Source organism: Brevundimonas sp. UYEF29, from assembly GCF_040546195.1.
Classification (GTDB): Bacteria; Pseudomonadota; Alphaproteobacteria; order Caulobacterales; family Caulobacteraceae; genus Brevundimonas; species Brevundimonas huaxiensis.
Map to the genome: position 1 here is coordinate 14,807 of NZ_JBEPNH010000005.1, position 22,536 is coordinate 37,342.

Annotated in this window: 17 protein-coding genes; 9 read left to right on the forward strand and 8 right to left on the reverse strand. The window is 66.0% G+C overall.

The genetic code is table 11. The annotated features are described in order from the left end of the window. Positions 1 to 28: 28 nt before the first annotated feature. Together ABIB58_RS09515 and ABIB58_RS09520 are read left to right on the forward strand one after the other, a co-directional pair. The gene (locus tag ABIB58_RS09515; RefSeq protein ID WP_354040553.1) at positions 29 to 1,342 is read left to right on the forward strand and encodes a cation:proton antiporter; all 1,314 of its coding nucleotides are present in this window, start codon (positions 29 to 31) and stop codon (positions 1,340 to 1,342) included. A 47-nt stretch (positions 1,343 to 1,389) separates the two neighbouring features. Beyond that, entirely contained in the window at positions 1,390 to 2,820 is a 1,431-nt protein-coding gene (locus tag ABIB58_RS09520; RefSeq protein WP_354040555.1) for a sugar porter family MFS transporter, read from the forward strand. A 62-nt stretch (positions 2,821 to 2,882) separates the two neighbouring features. Here the strand turns inward: ABIB58_RS09520 and ABIB58_RS09525 are convergent, their stop codons facing one another. Next, a complete protein-coding gene (locus ABIB58_RS09525; protein ID WP_354040557.1) occupies positions 2,883 to 4,646 on the reverse strand; it encodes a glycoside hydrolase family 9 protein in 1,764 nt (587 codons plus the stop codon). Here ABIB58_RS09525 and ABIB58_RS09530 point away from each other — a divergent pair. From ABIB58_RS09530 to ABIB58_RS09550, 5 genes are all read left to right on the forward strand, one after another. Next, on the forward strand, positions 4,585 to 4,980 hold the full coding sequence (locus tag ABIB58_RS09530; RefSeq protein ID WP_354040559.1) for an MFS transporter: 396 nt from the start codon (positions 4,585 to 4,587) through the stop codon (positions 4,978 to 4,980). The two genes, ABIB58_RS09525 and ABIB58_RS09530, sit on opposite strands and share 62 nt — an antisense overlap. Before the next feature lie 272 nt (positions 4,981 to 5,252). Then, entirely contained in the window at positions 5,253 to 5,831 is a 579-nt protein-coding gene (locus ABIB58_RS09535) for an RNA polymerase sigma factor (RefSeq protein WP_354040561.1), read from the forward strand. Next, positions 5,828 to 6,772, forward strand: a complete 945-nt coding sequence (locus ABIB58_RS09540) for a FecR family protein (protein WP_354040563.1) — start codon at positions 5,828 to 5,830, stop codon at positions 6,770 to 6,772. Before ABIB58_RS09535 ends, ABIB58_RS09540 begins: the two co-directional genes overlap by 4 nt. Before the next feature lie 145 nt (positions 6,773 to 6,917). Beyond that, a complete protein-coding gene (locus ABIB58_RS09545; RefSeq protein WP_354040565.1) occupies positions 6,918 to 9,908 on the forward strand; it encodes a TonB-dependent receptor in 2,991 nt (996 codons plus the stop codon). 77 nt (positions 9,909 to 9,985) lie between these two features. Continuing rightward, positions 9,986 to 11,098 (forward strand): pectinesterase family protein, encoded by a 1,113-nt coding sequence (locus ABIB58_RS09550; protein ID WP_354040567.1) that lies wholly within the window; start codon positions 9,986 to 9,988, stop codon positions 11,096 to 11,098. A gap of 64 nt (positions 11,099 to 11,162) precedes the next feature. On the opposite strand, the gene ABIB58_RS09555 is transcribed toward ABIB58_RS09550, so the two are convergent. Continuing rightward, positions 11,163 to 13,676, reverse strand: a complete 2,514-nt coding sequence (locus ABIB58_RS09555; RefSeq protein ID WP_354040569.1) for an ABC transporter permease — start codon at positions 13,674 to 13,676, stop codon at positions 11,163 to 11,165. Then, the gene (locus ABIB58_RS09560) at positions 13,673 to 14,365 is read right to left on the reverse strand and encodes an ABC transporter ATP-binding protein (RefSeq protein WP_354040571.1); all 693 of its coding nucleotides are present in this window, start codon (positions 14,363 to 14,365) and stop codon (positions 13,673 to 13,675) included. The genes ABIB58_RS09555 and ABIB58_RS09560 overlap by 4 nt, the downstream gene beginning before the upstream one ends. Positions 14,366 to 14,611: 246 nt before the next feature. Here ABIB58_RS09560 and ABIB58_RS09565 point away from each other — a divergent pair, with 246 nt between their 5' ends. Then, complete coding sequence (locus ABIB58_RS09565) at positions 14,612 to 15,142, forward strand: arylesterase (protein WP_354040789.1); 531 nt, start codon at positions 14,612 to 14,614, stop codon at positions 15,140 to 15,142. A gap of 106 nt (positions 15,143 to 15,248) precedes the next feature. Continuing rightward, a complete protein-coding gene (locus ABIB58_RS09570; RefSeq protein ID WP_354040573.1) occupies positions 15,249 to 15,461 on the forward strand; it encodes a hypothetical protein in 213 nt (70 codons plus the stop codon). A gap of 500 nt (positions 15,462 to 15,961) precedes the next feature. Here ABIB58_RS09570 and ABIB58_RS09575 read toward each other — a convergent pair whose 3' ends face one another. Genes ABIB58_RS09575 through ABIB58_RS09595 form a run of 5 tightly spaced genes read right to left on the reverse strand, consistent with a single transcriptional unit; the run spans position 15,962 to position 22,358 of the window. After that, positions 15,962 to 17,005, reverse strand: coding sequence for a DUF2891 domain-containing protein (locus ABIB58_RS09575; RefSeq protein ID WP_205196327.1), 1,044 nt, complete (start codon positions 17,003 to 17,005; stop codon positions 15,962 to 15,964). A 2-nt stretch (positions 17,006 to 17,007) separates the two neighbouring features. Then, positions 17,008 to 17,973, reverse strand: coding sequence for a DUF979 domain-containing protein (locus ABIB58_RS09580; protein ID WP_354040576.1), 966 nt, complete (start codon positions 17,971 to 17,973; stop codon positions 17,008 to 17,010). Next, on the reverse strand, positions 17,970 to 18,704 hold the full coding sequence (locus ABIB58_RS09585; RefSeq protein ID WP_185225641.1) for a DUF969 domain-containing protein: 735 nt from the start codon (positions 18,702 to 18,704) through the stop codon (positions 17,970 to 17,972). The genes ABIB58_RS09580 and ABIB58_RS09585 overlap by 4 nt, the downstream gene beginning before the upstream one ends. Before the next feature lie 43 nt (positions 18,705 to 18,747). After that, positions 18,748 to 21,639 carry a hydantoinase B/oxoprolinase family protein gene (locus ABIB58_RS09590; RefSeq protein WP_354040578.1) on the reverse strand — a complete coding sequence of 964 codons (2,892 nt, stop codon included), beginning with the start codon at positions 21,637 to 21,639 and terminating at the stop codon, positions 18,748 to 18,750. After that, a complete protein-coding gene (locus tag ABIB58_RS09595) occupies positions 21,618 to 22,358 on the reverse strand; it encodes a hydantoinase/oxoprolinase N-terminal domain-containing protein (RefSeq protein WP_354040580.1) in 741 nt (246 codons plus the stop codon). Before ABIB58_RS09595 ends, ABIB58_RS09590 begins: the two co-directional genes overlap by 22 nt. Positions 22,359 to 22,536: the final 178 nt, after the last annotated feature.

Genomic DNA, 22,536 nt, shown 5'->3' on the forward strand with positions numbered 1-22,536 from the left:
TGGCGCTCGCCAAAGGGGGACCGGCCGCATGAGCAATGCTGAACTGAGCGTGGCCTTCTTCCTGCAGATGGCGATCATCATCGCCGCCTGCCGCATCGTGGGCTGGCTGGCCAAACGCTACCTCGGCCAGCCGCAGGTGGTGGGCGAGATGATCGCCGGGGTGATCCTTGGCCCGTCGCTGTTCGGCCTGTTGGCGCCCGATCTTCAGGCGGCCCTGTTCCCCAAGGAGTCGCGGTCGATCCTGTTCGTCGGCGCCCAGTTGGGCGTTGGCCTCTACATGTTCCTTGTCGGGCTTGGCTTCCGTCGCGACCACTTCCGGGCCAATGCGAAAAGTGCGGCTGCCGTGTCGCTGGCGGGCATGGCGGCGCCTTTCCTGGTCGCCGTCGCCCTTGCGCCCTGGCTGGTCGCTGAGGGTCTGTTTGGGCAGGGCATCCAGACCTGGCAGGCCATGCTGTTCATGGGCGCGGCCATTTCGATCACGGCCTTCCCGATGCTGGCGCGCATCATTCATGAGCGGGGGCTTAGCGGCACGCGGCTGGGGTCGTTGTCTCTGGCGGCCGGCGCCATCGACGACGCCGGCGCCTGGTGCGTCCTGGCCATCGTCTTGGCCAGCTTCGGCGCCGGGCCGATGGTGGCGGTGACGGCCATCGCGGGGGGCGGGGCCTTCGCCCTGTTCATGTTGACGCTGGGACCGAAGCTGCTGGCGCCGCTGGGCCGGATCGTCGAGCGGGAAGGGCGGCTCAGCCCGACCGTGCTGGGGGTCGTGCTGATCCTGTTCATGCTCAGCGCCTGGGCCATGGACGCGGTGGGCATTCACGCCGTCTTCGGCGGCTTCATCCTGGGCGTCGCCATGCCGCGCGGTCTGCTGAGCGACGAGGTCAAGCGTCAGCTGGAGCCGTTCGCGGTGCTGGTGCTGCTGCCGATGTTCTTCACCTTCTCGGGGCTGAACACACAGCTGACCATGGTCAACAGCCTGGGGTTGCTGGCCGTGACCGTCGTCATCCTGCTGGGCTCTATACTGGCCAAGGGCGGCGCCTGCTGGGCCGCCGCCCGCCTGACGGGTCAGGACAACGCCACGGCCATGGGCATCGGCGCCCTGATGAACGCGCGCGGTCTGATGGAGCTAATCATCATCAACATCGGCCTGCAGCGCGGGATCATCGGCCCGGCCCTGTTTTCCATCCTGGTGCTGATGGCCATCATCACCACGCTAATGGCCTCACCCCTGTTCGAATGGGTTTACGGCCGGAAAGCGAGAGCGCGGGGCGAGCTGGGCGGGTTGAACGAGTTCAACGAGTCTGATCCCGACATGCCGGGTATCACGGAACGCCAGCGGGCTTAGCAATAAACGCCCGAACCATTTTTCGGGCTTTCGGAGGGAATATCGAGATGGCAGGACCGACGGGGGGCTCAGGCCCCGACATTGTGGGCGATGACCGCGTCAACATGGCCTTCATCGCCCTGATCGTGGCGGTCGCCACAATCGGCGGCTTCATGTTCGGCTACGACTCCGGCGTCATCAACGGCACCCAGGACGGGCTGGAGGCCGCCTTCAACCTGTCGGCTTTGGGCACTGGTTTCAACGTCGGCGCCATTCTCTTGGGCTGCGCCGTCGGCGCCTTCATCGCGGGACGTTTGGCCGACGCCATCGGCCGTCGCACGGTGATGCAGATCGCCGCCGGCCTGTTCATAATCTCCGCCTTCTGGGCGGGCGCGGCCGACAGCTCGGCACACTTCATCATTGCCCGGTTCATCGGCGGCCTAGGCGTGGGCGCGGCCTCGGTCCTGTCGCCGGCCTATATCTCCGAAGTGACCCCGGCCTCGATCCGCGGCCGACTGTCGTCGGTGCAGCAGATCATGATCATCACCGGCCTGACCGGCGCCTTCGTGGCCAACTACGCCTTGGCCAAGACCGCCGGCGGATCGACGGCGGAGTTCTGGCTGGGCTTCCCCGCCTGGCGCTGGATGTTCTGGCTGCAGGTTGTTCCCGCCGCTGTCTATCTGATCGCCCTCCTGGTCATCCCGGAAAGCCCGCGCTTCCTGGTGGTCAAGAAGAAGGACGCCCAGGCCGAGGCCGTGCTGTCCAAACTGTTCGGTGCGGGCACCGGTGCGCGCAAGGTTCAGGAAATCCGCGCCTCGCTGGCGGCCGACCACAAGCCCAAGTTCGCCGATCTGCTGGACCCGGCGACGAAGAAGGTGCGCCCCATCGTTTGGGCCGGGCTGATTCTAGCCGTGTTCCAGCAGCTGGTCGGCATCAACATCGTCTTCTACTACGGCGCTGTGCTGTGGCAGTCGGTCGGCTTCTCCGAAAACGACGCGCTGCAGATCAACATCCTGTCCGGCGTCCTGTCGATCGCCGCCTGCCTGGCCGCCATCGCCGTCATCGACAAGATCGGCAGAAAGCCTCTGCTGCTGATCGGTTCGGCCGGCATGTTTGTAACCCTGGCTGTCGTCGCCTGGTGCTTCTCCAAGGCCGCCCTGATCGACGGATCGCTACACCTGGACGACCAGACCGGCCTGATCGCCCTGATCGCGGCCAACGCCTATGTGGTCTTCTTCAACTTCAGCTGGGGCCCGGTCATGTGGGTCATGCTGGGCGAGATGTTCCCCAACCAGATGCGCGGTTCGGCCCTGGCCGTCGCCGGCTTCGCCCAGTGGATCGCCAACTTCGCCATCTCGGTCAGCTTCCCCTGGATGGCCGCGACGCTCGGCCTGGTCGTCACCTACGGCTTCTACGCGGTCAGCGCCCTAATCTCCTTCTTCCTGGTCCAGGCTTGGGTGAAGGAAACGCGCGGTCGCGAACTGGAAGACATGGCCTAGGCGTTTCACACGCTAGCTTTCGCCGTCCGAAGAACGGCGGAAGTCTTGGGCTCGCGACGATCTCAATGGTCGTCGATGAAGGCGGCGACCCAGACCAGGGGCGCGTTCCAGTTGATAGCCACTTCGTTCAGGGCATAGGCGTGGATGTCGTCGGCCCAGCAGGTCTGGGCCGCGCATTTGCCGACCAGGGTCTTGGCGACGTCATCAACCATGGCTTGATTGTTCGGCCCGCCTGACAGGGCGCCCGCCGGCGGCAGCGGATAGGCCGGGGCGGCCTGATGCGCCCAAAAGCGATGGTGCGGGTTCTGGACCGGACGATCGCCGTAGCCGGTCACATAGGAGCGATCCATCGGATTGCGGCCCAGAACATAGTCCAGTGACCAGATCACCGCGTTGCGGAAATTCCAGTCGCCGGTGTAGTCGAAGGCGGAGCCCAGGATCACCGCCCGGCTCATCAGGGCGCCGTTCGAACCCCATTCGTATTTCACGCCCGACACCGGCAGGCCGTAGCCCTGACCATAGCCGGCGTCGACATAAGCGCGGGCGGCCGTCACGATATTGGCGCGCACGGTGACCAGATCCTCGGGCGGCAAAACGTCCGGCACGGTCGCCAGCGTCAGCGATCCCAGCGACGCCGTCCACGAGAAGCCCGGATCGCCGGTCGCGCTTTTGCCCGACAGCGGTCCGCCCAGATAGTAGGGCGAGGTCTTCAGCGCGGTCAGATAGGCGGGATTGCGGGTCGTGGCCAAAAGCTCGGCCGTGGCCCAGTAGAATTCGTCCGAAAAGTCGCTGTCGCCATAGGCCCCGCCGCCGGCGAAATTCTCTCCGGCTCGAACGTCGCGATTACGCAGCGCCGCGCGGAAGGCGCGCTGGGACGCCGTCAGACATTGGCGCGCGAAGGCCGGATCGATGTCATGCCAGATCCGCGCGCACTGGGCGCCGACCGCGGCCGGATTGAGCGTCGCGGCCGTGCTGGGCGGATAGAGAAGGCGCGGCTGGGGATCGTCTGTAGGGGCCATCGGCAGGCCCGTCCACTGTGCATCATGCACCTTGTGATGGACCATGCCGCCAGCGTCGATCTCGGTCAGGGTCAGCGGCTGACCGGCCGCCTGGGCGCCGACCGGGACCTTCAGCTTCACGCCGTCGGCGATCTGCATCTTCAACAGGAACTCGATCTCGTAACGCGCCTCGTCCAGCAGATCATTGACGCCGTTTCCGGCCTCGGGAATATCGACCCTGCCGTCCGCAAAGGCGCTCGTGCCGGGCCCGCCCTTGGCCATGGCGCGTTCGTAGGCATTCAGCAGCATCCAGACCGAGATGCCGCCGTTGACGACGTATTTTCCGTGATCGCCGGCGTCATACCAGCCGCCGGTGACGTCCAGCGTATAGTCGCACCCGGGCCAGACTACGCCGGCCGTGTCCGCGCCCGAGAAGCAGGCCGCGACCTCGTGCGGGTGCCCGGCCGCACGCGCCAGATCCGGCCGCGCGACGTGATCCGCCAGGATCGGCACGCCGGCCCGGTTCTGATAGAAATAGGCCAAGGCGTCGTACTTCAGCCGGGCGTGAGGATGCTGCTGGATCGAGAAGGGGCGGCTTTCGTGCGATCCCACGATCAGGCGATAGCCTTCGCCGTCGGTCTGCAGCGACTGAAAATCGACCGTATGCACGGCTTGGCCCGAGGCGGCGTCTTGGCCGAAGACCTTGGACGTGCCTTGGGCCACGTTAGCGCCCGCCCGGTCCACCACGCGCCAAGGCAGGGGGCGGGTGGCGCGATCCTCGACCGTTGCCGTCTTCGGCCCCTGGGTTTCGAACCCGACCTGGCTCATCCGGACGGCCCTTAGCATCGGGGCCCTCGCCTTGGCGATCACGCCATCATGGACAGTCGTGATCCTCGCCTTCGCACTCTATGGAGTGGGGCAGGGGGCCTATGGATCCGTGGAAATGGGCTTGATGGCGGACGCTCTTCCCACCCAAGACAATCGTGGTCGGGATATGGGTCTCAACAACCTGGCAGTGGCGTTACCGCAGGCGATGGCCCCGATCGCCGCCCTTATTCTGGAACGTGTAGGTTTCGATATCCGAGGGCTCTACGTCGCAGCAGCAGCGTGTTTCGCTGCTGCTGCGGTTGTTATGACCCTATTCCGATCAGCCCGGACGTGAACGTTGTTGGATTAACTGCGCGCACTGAATGGTGCTGTCAGTTTGCCCCGTGCAACAAGCAAGTTGCCCAAACCGCCGAAATATCAGGTTAAGGCCGTCACCTGCGCGCCCTGAGCGTGGCTTTGATCTCGTCTTGCAAATCAATCAATGCTGTCAGCGCCATCCTTACAACGTCAGGCACTGCGCGCAGTTATCTCTTTAACGTGCACCACTTTCCGAATGCCGAGTTTTGACGGAAACACCGCCGCCGCGCATCGTACCTCTGAGGGAGGGTGGAATTGGCTCAAGGCGGTGGGAAATCAGAACAAGAACGGGTTCGCTGGTTGGGGTATGAAATCCTGCCCCACGAGCAGGACGTTCGCGCTTGGCTTCGACGATCGCTTGTGACCTCCAACGATGTCGATGATGTCATTCAGGAATCGTATTGCCGATTGGCCAACCTGAAGGCGGTGGAGCAGATCGAGAGCCCTCGCGCCTATTTCTTCCAGACTGCGCGGTCCGTCGTGCTTGAGCAGATGCGCCGCGCCCGGATTGTCCGGATCGACGCCGTGACGGAAATCGACGCCCTGCGCATCGAGTGGGACGAACCGTCGCCAGAGCGTATCGCCGGGGGACGCAAGGAACTCGAACGCGTAATGAAGATCGTCGCCACATTGCCGGAACGCAGCCGACGCATCTTCGAGATGCGCCGCGTGATGGGGTTGTCCCAAAAGGAGATCGCGCGCCAGTTGGGCGTAACAGAGAACGTGGTCGAGAACGAAGCGGCACGCGGGCTGAAAGCCGTGCTGGCAGGCTTGGCCAAGGCTGACGCCAATGTCGCCCCATCATCGACCGGGGAGCGGCGCGCATGAGCCGTGAAGCCTCCACAGAGATCGACGCGGCGGCGGCCAACTGGGCCGCTCGACTGGACGCGAATGCGATGAGCGCATCCGACCAGGCGGCTTTGGACGACTGGCTCGCTGGCGACAGCCGTCGTGAGGGCGCTTTGTGGCGGGCGCGAGCGGTCATGGCCTTGATGGTCGAGCCCATGCCTCAGACCCAAATGCACCGTGCGCCGGCGAAGCCCGATCGCCGCGTGCTTCTCGGGGGAATGGGATTGGCGGCGGCTGTCGCGGCCGGGGTCGTCCTGACGCCGATCTTGTCGCGTCAGCGCTATCGCACCCTGGTGGGAGAAATCCGCCGCGTGCCCTTGGCCGACGGGTCGATGGCGGCGATCAACACCGACACGACTTTGGACATCCGCTTTCAGAAGGCCGAACGCGCCGTGACCCTTGATCAAGGAGAGGCGTGGTTTCAGGTCGCAAAAGATCGAGCGCGGCCTTTCGTTGTGGCGGCGGGCGATGTCCGCGTGCAAGCGGTCGGCACTGCCTTCTCCGTTCGCCGCAAGTCCGGCGGGGCCGAGGTTCGCGTGACGGAAGGCGTCGTGGAGGTCTGGAGCGATAAGGGCGCTGGAAAAATGCGCCGCCGCGTCGCCGCCGGTGAACAGGTGTTCGTCAGCGACCAGGCCGGCGCGTCCAGCCCGGTGAAGCGTCCGCTGGAAATGGACCGAGCTCTGTCGTGGCGAGAGGGGCAGATTGTTCTTGATGGCGACACGATCGGCGCGGCGGCAGCTGAGTTCAACCGCTACAACAACCGCAAGATCGTGATCGTCGATCCGGATCTGGAAGGCCGCACCGTGGTTGGATGGTTCCGCACCAACGAACCGGAAAGCTTCGCCCAGGCGGTGGGCGTCGCCCATGACGCGAGCGTGAAGGTGGGCTCAGAAGTCATCATGTTGGGTGGCGCGGGATAAACCTTTTTCGTCCGGCGACGGAAAGTCGATCGTCGAACATCGAGACTCTCGGAACCCTCGAAGAAGGGTCCGGGAACCAGGAAACAGAAAAAGGGAGGGCCGACGCATGGCCATGTCGCGAAACCAAGGCGCGAAGGCGTCGCTGATGATCGCCGTCAGCACGATGGCGCTGGCCGGCGCCGGCGCCGCTCAGGCTCAGGCCAGACAGTTCAATGTCCCTGCGCAGCCCGCCTCGACCGGCGTTCCGGCTTTCGCACGCCAAGCGGATCTTCAGATCCTGGCGTCGACAGACGCGGTCGCAGGACAACGGACCGCCGCTGTGCAGGGCGTCTATTCGGTTGATCAGGGCCTGGGCCGGCTCCTGCAGGGCAGCAACCTGGTGGTGGCGTCCAATAACGGCCGAACGGCAGTGCTCGCCGGCGCGAGCGTCGCGCCCCAGACCGTCGCCCAGGGGAGCGAGGTCGAAGACCAGGCGGACGAAGTTGAAACTATCGTGGTAACCGGTTTCCGTGCGTCATTAGGCAGCGCGCTGACGGCCAAGCGACGAGCCAATGGCGTCGTCGACGTGATCAAGGCCGAGGACATGGCCGATTTTCCGGACGCCAACCTTGCCGAGTCCATTCAGCGGGTGCCTGGCGTCTCTATCGCACGCGACGCCGGCGAAGGCCGTCAGATCACGGTGCGGGGCCTTGGTCCGCAGTTCACTCGCGTCCGCATCAACGGCGTGGAGGGACAGAGCACCGCGTCGGGCACCGACAGCTCAGGCGGCGCCAATCGCAACCGAGCCTTCGACTTCAACGTCTTCGCGTCCGAGCTTTTCAACAGCATCACGGTTCGCAAGACCGCCTCGGCCGAAACGGAAGAGGGGTCGTTGGGCGCGACGGTGGATCTGCAGACGGGTCGTCCGTTCGACTACGCCGGGGCCAACCTCGTTGTGTCGGGCCAATACGGCTACAATGATCTGTCCCAGGAATGGGACCCGCGGTTCGCGGCGCTCGCCAGCAATACCTGGATGGATGGGCGTCTCGGAGCTCTTGTCTCGGTGGCCTACACCAAGCGTCGCCTGCTTGAGGAGGGGCATGGCTCCGGCGGCTGGCTGAACGGAACCGAGGCCGGCGGCTATAATCCCGCGTCGCCCTTTGCCGATGCGAGGCGGGCCGATGTCTATACGCCCCGCTTTCCGCGTTACGGCCGACTGACGCACGATCAGGAGCGGTTGGGTCTGACGGGATCGGTGCAGTTCCGCCCGCAGGAACAGACGCTGATCAATCTTGATCTGCTCTATTCCGACTTCAAAGCCACCCGTCAGGAAAACTGGCTGGAAGCCCTGTCCTTCGCGCGCAACGCGTCGCAGGGCGGCCGACCGGAAATCATCGTGCGCGACGGCGTCATCGATGCCAACGGCGACATGGTCTACGGCCTGTTCGACGACGTCGATGTGGAGACGGAAACCCGCTATGACGAGCTCGACACCAAATATACGCAAGGGACGCTGAGCCTGGAGCACGCGTTCAGCGACCGGTTCAGAATCAAGGGCTTGGTGGGCTATTCCAAGTCTGATTTTGACAATCCGATCCAGACGACGGTCATTCTGAACCGTGAAAATTCGGACAACTACTCATACGACTATCGCGAAAACCGCAACGCGCCATTGATCCGGTTCGGCTATGACGTGACCGATCCTCTGGCCTATAACTTCGGGGCGGCGCGCTCGGAAATCCGCCTGCGGCCGCAGGGCGTCACCAATACGATCAAGACCGCGCAACTTGACGGCGGCTACGATCTGACGCCGTCGCTGACGCTGAAGGCCGGGGTGAACTACAAGGAATATGAGTTCGACTCCTGGGCGCTGGCGCGGGTCAACGAGGGCGTGGTGCCGCAACTGCCTGCCGGCGTGACGCTGGCCAGCCTGACCGAGTTGGTCAGTGGTTTTGGTCGCAATCTCGGTGCGCCGAACGGCACGATCACAAACTGGATCGCGCCGAATCTCAACGCCTTTGCCGACCTGTTCAACATCTACAGCGGCACGGGACTGTTCGAACTCAGCGGCGCCTCCAACGCCAATGCCCGCGGCAACATCCGCAATGTCACCGAGAAAGACTCGGCGGCCTACCTGCAGCTCGACTTCGACACCGAGCTTGGCGGCGTGCCGGTACGCGGCGACATCGGTGTGCGCTACGTCAAGACGAAGCAGAGCTCGACCGGCTATCAACTGGTCGCAGGCGCGGCGCAGCAGACGACCGTCGATCGCGACTATGACGACGTTTTGCCGGCGCTGAATCTGACGGCCGAAGTCACGCCAGACTTCCTGGTGCGGTTCGGCGCCGCCAAGGTCATGACCCGTCCAAACCTGGGCAGTGTTACGCCGGGCGGCAGCCTCAGCACGGTCGGCGTATTCAGCGTCAGTTCGGGCAATCCGTATCTGGATCCCATTCGCGCCACGACCTACGACTTGTCGGCGGAATGGTATTTCGCGCCTGACGCCCTGCTGTCCGTCGGCCTGTTCTACAAGGACATCGAAAGCTACATTCAGACCTCTCGGACGTCTCAGCCCTTCAACCAATCCGGCCTGCCGCTTGAGTTGCTGAATGGCTTGGGTGTTTCGCCCAGCGACGTCTTCCTATTCAGCCAGCCGGTGAACACCGAGGGCGGTCCGCTGAAGGGGATCGAGGTCAGCTACCAACAGCCCTTCACCTTCCTGCCCGGACCGTTCGACAATCTCGGCGCCATCTTCAACGTCACGCTGGTGGACTCCAAAATCAGCTATATTTCCTCGCGATCACCGACGGGCTTCGTTGAAAACGATCTGCTCGGCCTTTCGAAGACCGCCTACAACGCCACCCTCTATTACGAAGACGATCGGTTCAGCGCCCGCGTCTCGGCCGCCTATCGCGATCGCTATCTGACCGCGGTCCCTAGCGGCACCAGCACCAATGACATCGATGGCGTGCGCGACATCGTGACGGTGGACGCCTCGGCCTCCTATGCTTTGACGGACCGCATCAAGGTGACGTTCGAAGGCTTGAACCTGACCGACGCCTTCAATGAGCAATACACGGACAGCCGTCGCGACAGCATCTACGTCTATTCGCACACCGGAAGGCAGTACAACTTCGGCGTCCGCTACACCTTCTAAGACACTCCCAACTCCTCCGGGAGACTGGGCGCTGGCCGACCTGTCGGCCGGCGCCCTCTTTTTCATCAGGGGCTCTCATGCGTTTGTCATTTTCGCGCCGTCAGGCGCTTGTCGCCGCAGCAGCTTTGCCGATGATGGCGCCCGCGTCTTCTTGGGCCGCTGTTGCCCCCTACGATGCGGTGCTGGGGACCAGCGACGCCGGTCGCCGTATCGGCGCGCCTTCCTATTCCACGCTTTCCGCGGCCATCGCCGCCGCACCGGCGGACGGGCGAAAGCCTTTTCGCATCCTCATCACGCGCGGCATCTGGACCGAGCAGGTCATCGTCGACAAACCCTTCATTCATCTGATTGGCGAAGATCGCTCGGCCTCGGTCATCAATCATTTGGCGGCGTCGGGACTTGCGGCGCCGGATGGCCGGATCTGGGGCACGTTCCGCACCCCGACCCTATTCGTGCGGGCACCCGACTTTCACGCCGAGCGCCTGACGATCAACAACGCCTTCGACGGTCTGGCGGAAATGACCAAGCCCAACGGCCTGCACTCGCACAATGGCGCAGGGCCCCAGGCTGTGGCTCTGATGATGGACAAGGGGTCGGATCGCGCCGTCGTCCGCAACTGCGATATTCTCAGCTATCAGGACACCCTGTTCCCCGACGCGGGCGCGACGTTGTTCGAAAACTGCCTGATCACCGGCAGCTATGACTTCATCTTTGGTGGTGGGCGTGCCTGGTTCGAACGTTGCGAAATCCGATCGCGACTGCGTCCCGCCGATCCGGTCGAAGGCTACATCGTCGCTCCAAGCACGCCGATTGAGCAAGACTACGGCTTTGTCTTCCACGATTGCCGTCTCACCAGGGACGCCGGTGTTCCGCGCCATTCCGTGTTTTTGGGACGCCCCTGGCGACCGTCCAGCACCTTCCCTGATGGTCGGTACGGCGATCCGAAGTTTGTCGGCGCAGCGACCTTCCTCGACTGCTGGATGGACGACCATATCGCGCCGGCGGGCTGGACCGAGATGTGGTACACCGGCCGCGACGGCAATCCCCGCACCATGCTTCAGCCCGAAGACGCCCGCTTCGCCACCTTCGGCTCGCGGGGGCCTGGCCGCGCAGAGTTCTCGCGTGGCAAGCGTTTGACGATTGAGCAGGCGAGGCGGATCAATAGAGCCGCCGTCATAGGACGACGCTAGCCGCCACGCAGCGCGCTCAATTTTCCGGACCGGCATCCAGGCGAGCTGGACGCTACCCTTCCGCTCAATCCGACCGAAGAACCGGCGCCGGGCGTCGCGACAGGGCGTGCAAGGCCGCCACACCGCCGCCCAGAGCCGCGACGCCCGTGGCGCTGGTGAGAAGAAGAACGACGCCGGTCCAGTCCACGCTCCAGGTCGCCTTGAACGCGAGGGTCACGACTGGCCAGGCGCCGGCGGCGCCGAGAAGAAGGCCGGCCAGACCGGCGATGGCGCCGACCAGGCTGTATTCAACGAGGTAGGCGGTCAGGATCTGGGCGTGAGAACCGCCCAGCACCTTGAGGACGGCGGCCTCGCGCGCCCGCTCGCGCACACCCGCCGCAATGGCTCCGATCAGAACGAGCAGGCCCGCGAGTCCGGCGACGGCCGCGGCCCCGCGGATGGCTAGGGCGAGGCGGTCGAACAGGGTGGCGGCGGCCTCGAGCTGCTCGCGGACGCTGATGATGTTCACCTCTCGGAAGTCTGCGCCCAGCGCCTGGGTCAGGGCGAGTTCTTCGGCGGGGGAGGCGCGGGCGATGGCGACGCTGCGCGGATTGGCGCCTTCGATGGCGGCGGCGTTGAGGACCAGCAGGAAGTTGGTCCCGAACCCGCCCGGCTCAGTCCGGCGAAGGGCGGCGATGCGCACGTCCATCTCGCGGCCCAGCAGCTGCAGGGTCAGGCTGTCGCCGACCTTGAGATCGGCGGCCTTGGCCACATCCTGCGAGAGTGCGATTTGAGCCGGACCGGCATAGTCGGCGGCCCACCATTTGCCGGACACGACATTCGCATCGTCCGGCGAGCCGGCCAGGGCGGTCAGGAGAATATCCTGATCGAAGGCCCAGCGTTCGCCTTGAGGCAGGGCATCTACGTTGACCGGCGCGCCCTTCAACCGCACGATCCGCCCGGTCAGCAGGGGCAGGCGCCGATAGCGATCCGGTCCGGGCGTCGCCATCACCTTCGCCACCGCCGCATCGAACGCCGCGCCGCGATCAGCGGGGATTTCGGTGAAGACGACGGATGGGGCTGATCGTGGCGCGACCTCGGTGATCTGGCCCAGCAGGCTGGACTGGATCAGGACGACCATGGCCAGAAGCGCGACGCCCAGGCCGATGGCGGGGGAGGCGGTGCGCGCCGCCGAGCGCGGGCCGGCGAGATTGGCCAACCCCAGCCGCACCGCCCCGCCGGCGTGTCGTCTCAAACGCCCGGCCAGGAAGGTCGCCGCACGGCCGAGCGCCCACAGAAGGGCGAAGGCGACGACCGTGCCGCCGACCAAGCCCGCCGCTGCAAGTTTGGACGGCGCGGTCCAAAGGGCCAGACCCGCCAATCCCATCGCGGCCAGGACAGCGAACACCAGTTCGACACCGAGAACCGGTCGGTCGGTAAGCTGGCGACGGAACAAGGCGGAAGGCGGCGTGGCGCGGGCGCGGGCCAAGGGCGCGAGCGCGAAGGCGGCCGCCGCCAGAAGGCCAAACGCTCCGGCCTTGACCAGTGGCGCCGGATAGACCGCGAAGAGGGCGGGGATGGGCAGGCTGTCCTTCGCCAGCACGCCGATGACGAGCGGCGCGACGGCCCCGATCACGAGCCCGATGGCGACCCCGACGGCGGCCAACACGCCGATCTGGATCAGATATATGTCGCGGATCAGCCCGCCCTCGGCGCCGAGCGCCTTCAGCGTCGCGATCGATGGTTTGCGCCCCTCCAGATAGGCCGAGACGGCGCCCCCAACGCCGAGTCCGCCGGCCACAAGGGAGGCCAGACCGATAAAGCCCAAGAAATACTCCAACTGATCAATCAGCCGTCCGGCGCCGGGGGCGGCCTCGGACCGATCCCGGGCTTCGAGCCGACTTTGCGGAAACCGCTTTTCGATGCCCGCGATGGCGGCCTTGGGATCGACGTCGGCGGGAAGGGCGATGCGCACCGCCTCGCCGAACAGGCCGCCGGGCGCGAGCAGGCCGGCCTGTTCGACGGCGGGGACCGGCGTCACGACGCGCGGCCCGAGCGCAAAGCCCCGACCCAGGCGGTCGGGTTCGGCCAGAAGGACGGCGCGGGCGACGAACCGCGCGCCGCCGACGGTGAAGGTGTCGCCGAGCTTAAGATTCAATCGGTCCAGCAGGCCCTGTTCGACGACGGCGCCCGCCAAGCCGTCCTCGACGCGCAAGGCCGTAGCCAGATCAGGGGCGCCCGACAGTTCGACCGCGCCGACCAAGGGGTAGGCGGCGTCGACCCCGCGCATATCGACCAGACGACGCTGACCGGTTCCGGTCTCGGCCATGCCGTTGGCTCGCACCGAATAGGCGACGGGCCCCAGGGCGGCGAAGGCTGCGCGTTGGTCGGGGCTGAACCGGCCCTGGTCGAGGCTGAAGACGACGTCGCCGCCGAGAATCTCCCGCGCCTGGCTGGCCAGTCCCTGGCGGAAGGCCTCCGCGGTCGATCCCGAGGCGGCGATCGCCGCCACGCCCAGCGCCAGACAGGCCAGAAAGATTCTAAATCCCGCAATTCCGGAACGGAGTTCGCGGCGGGCGAAGCGAAAGGCGAGCCTCATGCAGAGGTCAAGGCCGGGGCGACGACCTGTCCATCGCGCATCGTCACGATCCGGTCCGCGCGCGCGGCGAGACGGTCGTCATGGGTCACCATGACAAGGGCCGCGCCGCTGTCGCGCACGAGGTCGAACAGCAAGTCGGCGACCAGGGCGCCGTTGGTCCCGTCCAGATTTCCGGTCGGTTCGTCAGCGAAAAGCAACTCGGGCCCGACGGCCAGGGCGCGGGCCAGGGCCACGCGCTGTTGCTCGCCGCCTGACATCTGGTGGGGATAATGCGACCGCCGGGCGCCGAGGCCGACGCGCTCCAGCCAGCTACGCGCCAAGGCCACAGCCCTTGGTCTGCGGGCCAACTCCAGAGGCGCGGACGCGTTCTCCTCGGCCGTCATATTGGGCAGGAGGTGGAAGCTTTGAAAAACCAGAGCGGCGCGCCCCCGACGCAGACGGGCGCGGCCGTCCTCGCCCAACGCGGCCATATCCTGACCGAACAGCATGGCCCGGCCTCGGGTCGGGGTTTCCAGCCCTGCGGCGATGGAAATCAACGAGGATTTGCCCGATCCGGAGGGACCGACGATGGCGACCGTCTCGCCCGGCGCCACGACCAGGTCCACGCCGCGAAGGATTTCCACGGGTCCTGCCGCCGAGGGCAGGGTGAGGACGACGCCGTCGAGAACGAGCGGGGCGGCTGAAGCCATCGATATGTCGCCTGCTGCATTGGGAGGAGGAAAATCGGTCCCTATATGGGGGCGCAGATCATGACTCCAAATCCCCCTTCGCCCATGCCGCCTATTGCCCGCCGCACGCTCCTGACCGGAGGGGTGGGGCTCGTCCTCGCCGGATGCAGCGGCTCGAAAGAGGACACGTCAGAGGCCCCGGCTAAACCCTCGGTGTCGCCTTCACCCACGGCTGCCCCTTCGGACGGGCCGGAAAAGATCGTGACGATGCTGGGCGATTCCATCACCGCCGGCTTCGGCCTGCCATCGGCCGAGGCTCTGCCGGTGCGCCTTGAAGAGGCGTTGCGGGCCAAGGGGCTCCGGGTGAGGGTTCGCGGAGCCGGCGTGTCGGGCGACACGACCGGCGGCGGACTGGCCCGGGTCGGCTACAGCGTCCAGGACGACACCGACCTGTGCATCGTGGCCCTGGGGGGCAATGACATGCTTCAGGGCGTGGATCCCAAAACGGTCCGATCCAACCTGGAGGCCATCATAACGTCGCTGAAGGCGCGCGATATCCCCGTGCTGCTGGCGGGGATGAAGGCGCCGCCTCAATATGGCGCCTATGCCGCCGAGTTCGACCGCATCTTCGCGGACCTGGCGCGCAAGGAAGATGTCCCGGCCTATCCTTTCCTGCTGGAAGGGGTGGCCTTGGATCGCCGCTACAATCAGCCAGACGGCATCCACCCCAACGCTGAAGGGGTGCGCATCATCGCCGACGGCTTGGCCCCGGTCGTCGCAAAAGCGCTGTCTGTTTAGTCAAGGACGCGGCGACGTTATGAGATCGCATTAAGGCCTCGATTGCTCGTCGCTTTGTGCGACGGAGCTGACTGTTGTTTGAAAAAAATCTCTGTCTGAGCGGGCTATGCCGAAATCCAACGACACCGAGCATCTGCGCTTCACGCTAAAGGGCGAAACCGGTCCATTCTGGCAGACCAATGCAACAGTGGCCTCGGTCGCCAACGGAATCGCTCTGCTCGACGGCCTAGATCGCCAGATCGCCGCCCGTATCGCCGATTTTCGCCAAGCCGGCGAGGGCCGTTGGACACTCGATTTCGAAGTCCGGGCGCGGCCGTGATCACTTCGCTATCGTAGGTCGTCTGCTTCGCATGCCTGAAGGCCGAAGACTGAAGGTGGTTGCTGGCTGGCAGCGCTGCTGTCAATGGGCGGCCAAGGCGCGTCGATGCGGTCCGCGAGAACAGTCTTCGGACCAAAGCGTCTTTGAGTGAGCCACTCCGATCTACAGACTTTGAGACCTTTGCAGGTTGCTGCATTTGCCGCTGAACAGAGACAGCGTAGACTTGCCACGGCCAAAGGAGGCGATCTCAATGGAGCTTGGCCATGCGCGAGTCTGACCTGTTCAAGGAACCGAAGCGACCATGAAATGGCGGCCGCCTGATCGACGCGCCGCTCGCCATCATCGCGTTGACCCCGGCCTCAATGACCAGAGTGGAACAGCCCCCGCCGCCCGTGGCAATTGCCGATTTTTTCAACGGTATCGGCGCATTTCGGAAATTGGTGAGTTGGAACGGCAAACTCTCGCGTTCAGCGATGGACGAATGGGGTCCGGGTTCTGGTTCACGGGCTGACGGCCCACACTTTCTCCTGCAAGAGCGCGAGAAGGGCGAAGCTGGCCAGCCAGTGTTCGCCCATATAGTCGCCGGTGACATGCTCAAGCGCGACATCGAGATGGCGATCGGCCGCGTCGGCGGCGATCGCGCGAACCGGAGAGTCGCCAGGAAGGGCAGAGGCGATGCCGCGCCAGCACCAAGCCCGGCTGAGATTGAGTCCGTCCAGATGGGCGATTTTGCCGTCACTGCGGTCACTAACGCGGGCGGGCGACAGCAGGGTCGCCGGCTCATGCGCAGCGAGACCGGGCAGGAAGGCGCCGAACCAGCTCTGGAAGTCGTCCGACGGCAGGATGCGCCGCATTAAGTCCGCCACCATGAGGGCGGGGGACAGGAACTCATCCTGGGACGGTTCCCAGGCCTGGCAGTCGCGATCGTCGCCATGCCAGCGCAGGGCGACCTTGCGACAGAGAGAGGCCAGATCGACGTCGTGGGCGTCCGCGTAGTCCAGAGTGAGACGCAGGGCGAAAGCGGTATTTGGGTGCGTCCCGACCCGCACCGGATAGTCAGCCAGCGGCAGGAAGGCCTTGAACCGTTCGGCGAAAACGTGAGCCAGCGGTTGCAGGGTTTCAGACCATCGGCGGCCTTCGTCAGTGCCGTGGCGGGCCAGTTCAGCGCTCAGCATCAGCAGCCAGGCCCAGCCGTAGGGACGCTCAAACCCCCGCGCTTCCGGTCGCGCTAGATAGGCGGCCTCGCCGGCGACGTGTGCGGGCGTGAACAGGCTGTCGGCCTTGGCGCGGATGGCCTCGGCCTCCGGCATCTCGGGATGGAGCCGATACAGGGTGAACAGGGTCCACCAGCCGTGCACGCAGGAATGCCAGTCGAAGCTGCCGAAGAAGATCGGATGCAGCTCGCGAGGCGTCCGCGCATCCTGCGGCTCGGCGAGCACATGCTGGATGATGTTGGGATATTCGCGCGTCACATGGCCGAGGGCCGTGGAGGCGAAGCGCGAAGCGAGGGCGGCGTCGAGCGCCGGAGTAGCGTAAGCGGACATGATCAGAACCGGAAGGCGAGAACGTACATCAGCAGGATATTGGCCGCGAGCATGATGGCCGCTGTCGGCAGTTGGGCCCGGATGACGCCGTTCAGAGGCGCATTGCGGTCGGGCAGTTCGAGCAGGTTGGCCGGCACGACGTTGAAGTTGGCGGCCATCGGCGTCATCAGGGTTCCGCAGAAACCGGCCAGCATGCCGATGGCGCAGACGATGGCGGGATCTCCGCCGAACTGATGCACCACGATGGGCAGGCCGATGGCGGCGGTCATCACCGGGAAGGCGGCGAAGGCGTTGCCCATGATGATGGTGAACAGGGCCATGCCGGCGCAATAGGCGAAGACGGCGAGGAAGGCCGAGGTCATGGGGATGACCTGGGCCACCAGATCGCCGACCACCTGACCCACGTCGGCGGCGAGTAAGACGGCGCCCAGCGAGGCCAGCATCTGTGGCAGCAGCGCCGCCCAGCCGATGGAATCCATCAGTCGACGCCCCTCCTGCACCGGGGCCATGACCGGCGGTCGGAACCAGATCATGGCCACGACCAGCGCCACGACGCAGCCCAGGCCCAGAGAGACCAGGGTCGTCTGCACCGGCGAGATCAGCCAGGCCCCGGCCGGCGTGTATTTGGCCAAAAGAGTCCCGCCGACCGCGACCAGGGGCACCATCAGCGCCGGCACGAACAGGGCCTTCTTCCAGCGCGAGGCGCTGGCCTGACGTTGCTCGCCGGTCGTGGTGACGGGCTTGCCGAAGCCCAGCCTGCCCATTGCGCCGATGACGACCAGGGCGATGACCAGAAGGCCGTTGCCGAAGCCGCCCAGCCATGAGCCGAACAGCAGGGAGACGGCGATCAGGCCCCAGAACAGGGCGCTGCGGAACCGGGTCGGGTTCAACGGGTCGCGCAGGCTGAGGATCGAGAAGGCCGCGAACATCAGGCCTGTCGCGACATAGGCGTGTTCCAGCGTGATCATTGCCCGGCCGCCTCACCCTCGAGGACATCAGGCACGATTATGTCCTTCCGGACCTGACGGTCGAACATCAGCAGGCGTGAGCCGTGGACCAGCAAGGCGACGATGGCGGTGGGGATGGCCCACAGGGAGACGTGCAGGGCCTCGACCCGCACTCCGGCCTGTTCCAAGAAGCCGACGATCAGGACGATGGAGCCGATGGCGATGAAGATGTCCTCGCCGAAGAAAAGGCCGATGTTGTCGGTGCCGGCCGCCATGCTGCGGATGCGAAACCTGGCCCTGTTGGTCAGTGGGCCATGTTCGGTCTCGGCCGCGCCCTCGGCCATCGGCGCGATCAGGGGGCGCACCATCTGGGGATGGCCGCCCAGCGAGGTCAGGCCCAAGGCTGAGGTCGCCTGGCGCACGATCAGATAGATGAGCATCAGCCGGCCGGCCGTGGCCGCCTTGACCTGTGTCACAAGATCTCGCGCCCGCTCCTGAAGGCCGGCGTGCTCCAGCAGGCCGATGACCGGCAGAACCAGCCAGGTGATGTGGAAATAGCGGTTGTCGTTGAAGGCCTCGCCGAACCGGCTGATCGTAGCGACGGCCGCCGCCACAAGGGCGGGCGCATCCACGCCCGGCCCGACCGCCGCCAGCACTCCGGTCGTGATCGCCGCGACCAGAATGACCACCAGCGGATTGATGCGGGCGACGAAGCCCACGACCACGACCGCGATCCCGATAAGCACCAGCATGGTTCGCACCCCTTTGATGGCATGGTCGCGCGGTTCGCCCGGCTCAGGAAGCGTCTTTTGCGCCGAAGCCGCCGCCGCCGGGCGTTTCGATGACGAAGACGTCGCCGGGCGTCATCGCCGCCTCGGCCGTCGAGCCGAGGGGATCAATCGTTCCGTCCGCCCGTTCGATCCGGTTCACGCCCATCGCGCCCGGTTGGCCGCCGTCGGAGCCGAAAGGCGAAACGCGGCGACGATTGGACAGGATGGCGGCGGTCATGGGCTCCAGGAACCGCACCCGTCGCGCGGCGCCGTCGCCGCCCGTCCAGCGCCCCGCGCCGCCTGAGCCTCGACGGATCGAGAATTCTTCCAGCAGGACGGGGAAGCGGGTTTCCAGGACCTCGGGATCCGTCAGGCGGCTGTTGGTCATGTGGGTCTGGACCGCGCTGGTCCCGTCGAAGCCCGGCCCAGCGCCCGAGCCGCCGGCGATGGTCTCGTAATACTGGCGGGCGTCGTCGCCGAAGGTGAAGTTGTTCATCGTCCCCTGGCTGGCGGCCAGGACGCCCAAGGCGCCGTACAGCGTGTCCACCACCGCCTGGCTGGTCTCGACGTTGCCGGCGACGACGGCGGCGGGATAGCGAGGGTTCAGCATCGACCCCTCCGGCACGATCAGCTTGATCGGCTTCAGACAGCCTTCGTTCAGGGGAATGGCGTCGTCGACCAGGGTGCGGAAGACATAGAGGGTCGCCGCTCGCGTGATCGACAGGGGGGCGTTGAAGTTGGTCGGTCGCTGTTCGCTGGTTCCGTTGAAGTCGACGACGGCGCTGCGCTGAATCGGATCGACATCGATGCGGACCCGGATGACGGCCCCGTCGTCCATCTCATAGGCGAAGGCACCGGGTTTCAGGGCGGCGACGGCGCGGCGGACGGCCTCTTCGGCATTGTCCTGGATATGGCGCATGTAGGCGGCGACGACGGGACGACCGAACTCCTGCGTCATGCGGATCAGCTCGTCGGCGCCGCGCGTGCAGGAGGCGATCTGGGCCTTCAGGTCGGCCATGTTCTGATCGACGTTGCGCGACGGATGACGGCCCGAGGCGAACAGGGCGCGGGTCTCGGCGTCACGCAATCGCCCGGCATCCACCAGCAGGAAGTCGTCGATCAGCACGCCTTCGTCGTCCACCGTGCGCGACGAGGCGGGCATGGAGCCCGGCGTCGTGCCGCCCACGTCAGCATGGTGCCCGCGCGCCGCGACGAAGAAGGCCGGCGCATCGTCGGCCTCAAGGAACACCGGCATGATGACGGTGATGTCGGGCAAATGGGTGCCGCCGTTGTAGGGCGCGTTCAGCATATAGACGTCGCCCCGGTTCATCCGCCCGCCGCGAGACGCGATCACGGTGCGGATGCTCTCGCCCATCGATCCCAGGTGGACCGGGATGTGCGGGGCGTTGGCGATCAGGGCGCCGGTCGCGTCGAAGACGGCGCAGGAGAAGTCCAGACGCTCCTTGATGTTCACCGAATAGGCGGTGGCGCGAAGGGCCTCGCCCATCTGTTCCGCGCAGGCCATGAAGCGGCTGTTGAACACCTGCAGCATGATCGGATCGACATCCGTGCCGATGGCGACGCGGGCGGGCAGGGCAACGACCCGCTCCAGCAGCAGATTGGCCTGGGCGTCCACGGTCGCCCGCCAGCCCGGCTCGACCACGGTGGTGCCGGTGTCCTCCAGCAAGATGGCCGGTCCGTCCACATCGACGCCGGGCGTCAGGGCGTCGCGGCGATAGACGGGGGTCTGGCGGTCCTGACCGGCCATGCGAACGGTCAGTTCGGCGACGGTCTCAAGCGCGCCGGTGGCGAACGAGATAGAAGGGGCTGATGGCGTCTGGCCCGAATGGCCGACGGCCTCGACCTCGAGCGTCTCGACGACCAGGGCCTTGTCCTCGGCGAAGAAGCCGAAGCGGCGGCGGTGCAGGTCCTCGAAGGCCTGGGCCATCGCATCGGCAGGACCGAAAGGCACGACCAGGGGCGTGTCGGAACCAGCGAACTTGATCTCGGCGCGGGCGAGGGTGGAGACGTCGGCTGTGAAGCCCTGGGCTTCGAGATCGGCGCGTGCGGCAGTCGACAGTTGGGCGATCCGGTCGGCCAGGGCGGCGTCGCGTCCGGCGTCCAGCGGCGCGGCCTCGGTCGCCTGTCGGATGGCGCGCACCTCGGCCAGGCCCATGCCATAGGCCGACAGCACCCCCGCAAACGGATGCAGCAGCACCTTGGTCATGCCCAAGGCGTGGGCGACCAGACAGGCGTGTTGCCCGCCTGCGCCGCCGAAACAGTTCAGCACATAGCGGGTCACGTCATAGCCGCGCTGGATCGAGATCTTGCGGATCGCCTCGGCCATGTTCTGGACGGCGATGGTCACGAAACCCTCGGCCAGTTCGCCGGGCGTCGTCTGGCGTCCGGTCGCCGTCGAGACTTCGGCGGCCAAGGCCTCGAACCGGGTCCGAACCGCACCGACGTCCAGCGGTTGGTCCGCGTCAAGGCCGAAGACGGCGGGGAAGAAGTCAGGGCTCAGCTTGCCCAGCATGACGTTGCAGTCCGTCACCATCAGCGGTCCGCCGCGCCGATAGGCGGCCGGTCCCGGAACCGCGCCGGCCGATTCCGGCCCGACCCTCAGCCGTCCGCCCTCGAACCGGCAGATCGAACCGCCGCCCGCCGCGACGGTGTGGATGCTCAGCATCGGCGCCCGCAGCCTGACCCCGGCGACCACGGCGTCGGACGTGCGTTCGTACTCGCCGGCGAAGTGGGACACATCGGTCGAGGTGCCGCCCATGTCGAAGCCGATGGCCCGATCAAAGCCTGCCGCCCTGGCCGTCTCGGCCATGGCGACCACGCCGCCCGCCGGTCCCGACAGGATGGCGTCCTTGCCCCGGAAGGCGTCGGCGGCCGTCAGCCCGCCCGACGACTGCATGAACTGAAGCGGCGTGTCCGGCCCGAGGAGGACCCGACCCGCTCCACATAGGCGCGCAGGATCGGCGACAGATAGGCGTCGGCTACGGTGGTGTCGCCTCGCCCGATCAGCTTGATCAGCGCCCCGATCTCATGACTGACCGACACCTGCTCGAACCCGACCTCGCGCGCGATCGCCGCCAGCCTTCGTTCGTGATCGGTGAACCGCCAGCCGTGGACCAGGACGATGGCGACGGCGCGCAATCCCGCCGCATGGGCCGCCGTCAGGTCGGCGCGCGCCCTGTCTTCATCCAGCGGCCGGTCGATCTGGCCGTCCGCCGTCACACGTTCGTCGATCTCGACCACACGGTCATACAGTTGGTCGTTCAGCACGATCTCGCGCACGAACAGCTCGGGGCGCGCCTGCCACCCGATCTGAAGGGCGTCGCCGAAGCCGGAGGTGATGGCCAAGAGCGTCGGTTCGCCCTTGCGCTCCAGCAGCGCATTGGTCGCCACCGTCGTGCCCATCCGTACGTCCCCGACCAGACCGGGCGGCAACGGGCCGCTCTGCACGCCGAGACTCCGCCGGATGCCCTCTACGGCCGCATCGGCATAGTGTTTCGGATTGACCGACAGAAGCTTGCGCGTCTGCAGCGTGCCGTCGGGGGCGCGGGCCACGACATCGGTGAAGGTGCCGCCCCGGTCGATCCAGAACTGCCAGAGCGCGTTCGATTTTATCATGGTCCGAACTTTAAGTCGGTGCTGTCAGCTAAACTAGCCCAGCCCATGGCGCGTGGGACTTGCGCGGATCCTGATGCTTGCCCCTGTCCTCACATCATCGTGTGCGCCGTTATGGCCGTCGGAGGTCAGAGCGTGATCAGATGCCGCCGAACATGGGGTGTCGCATTTGGAAAAACGG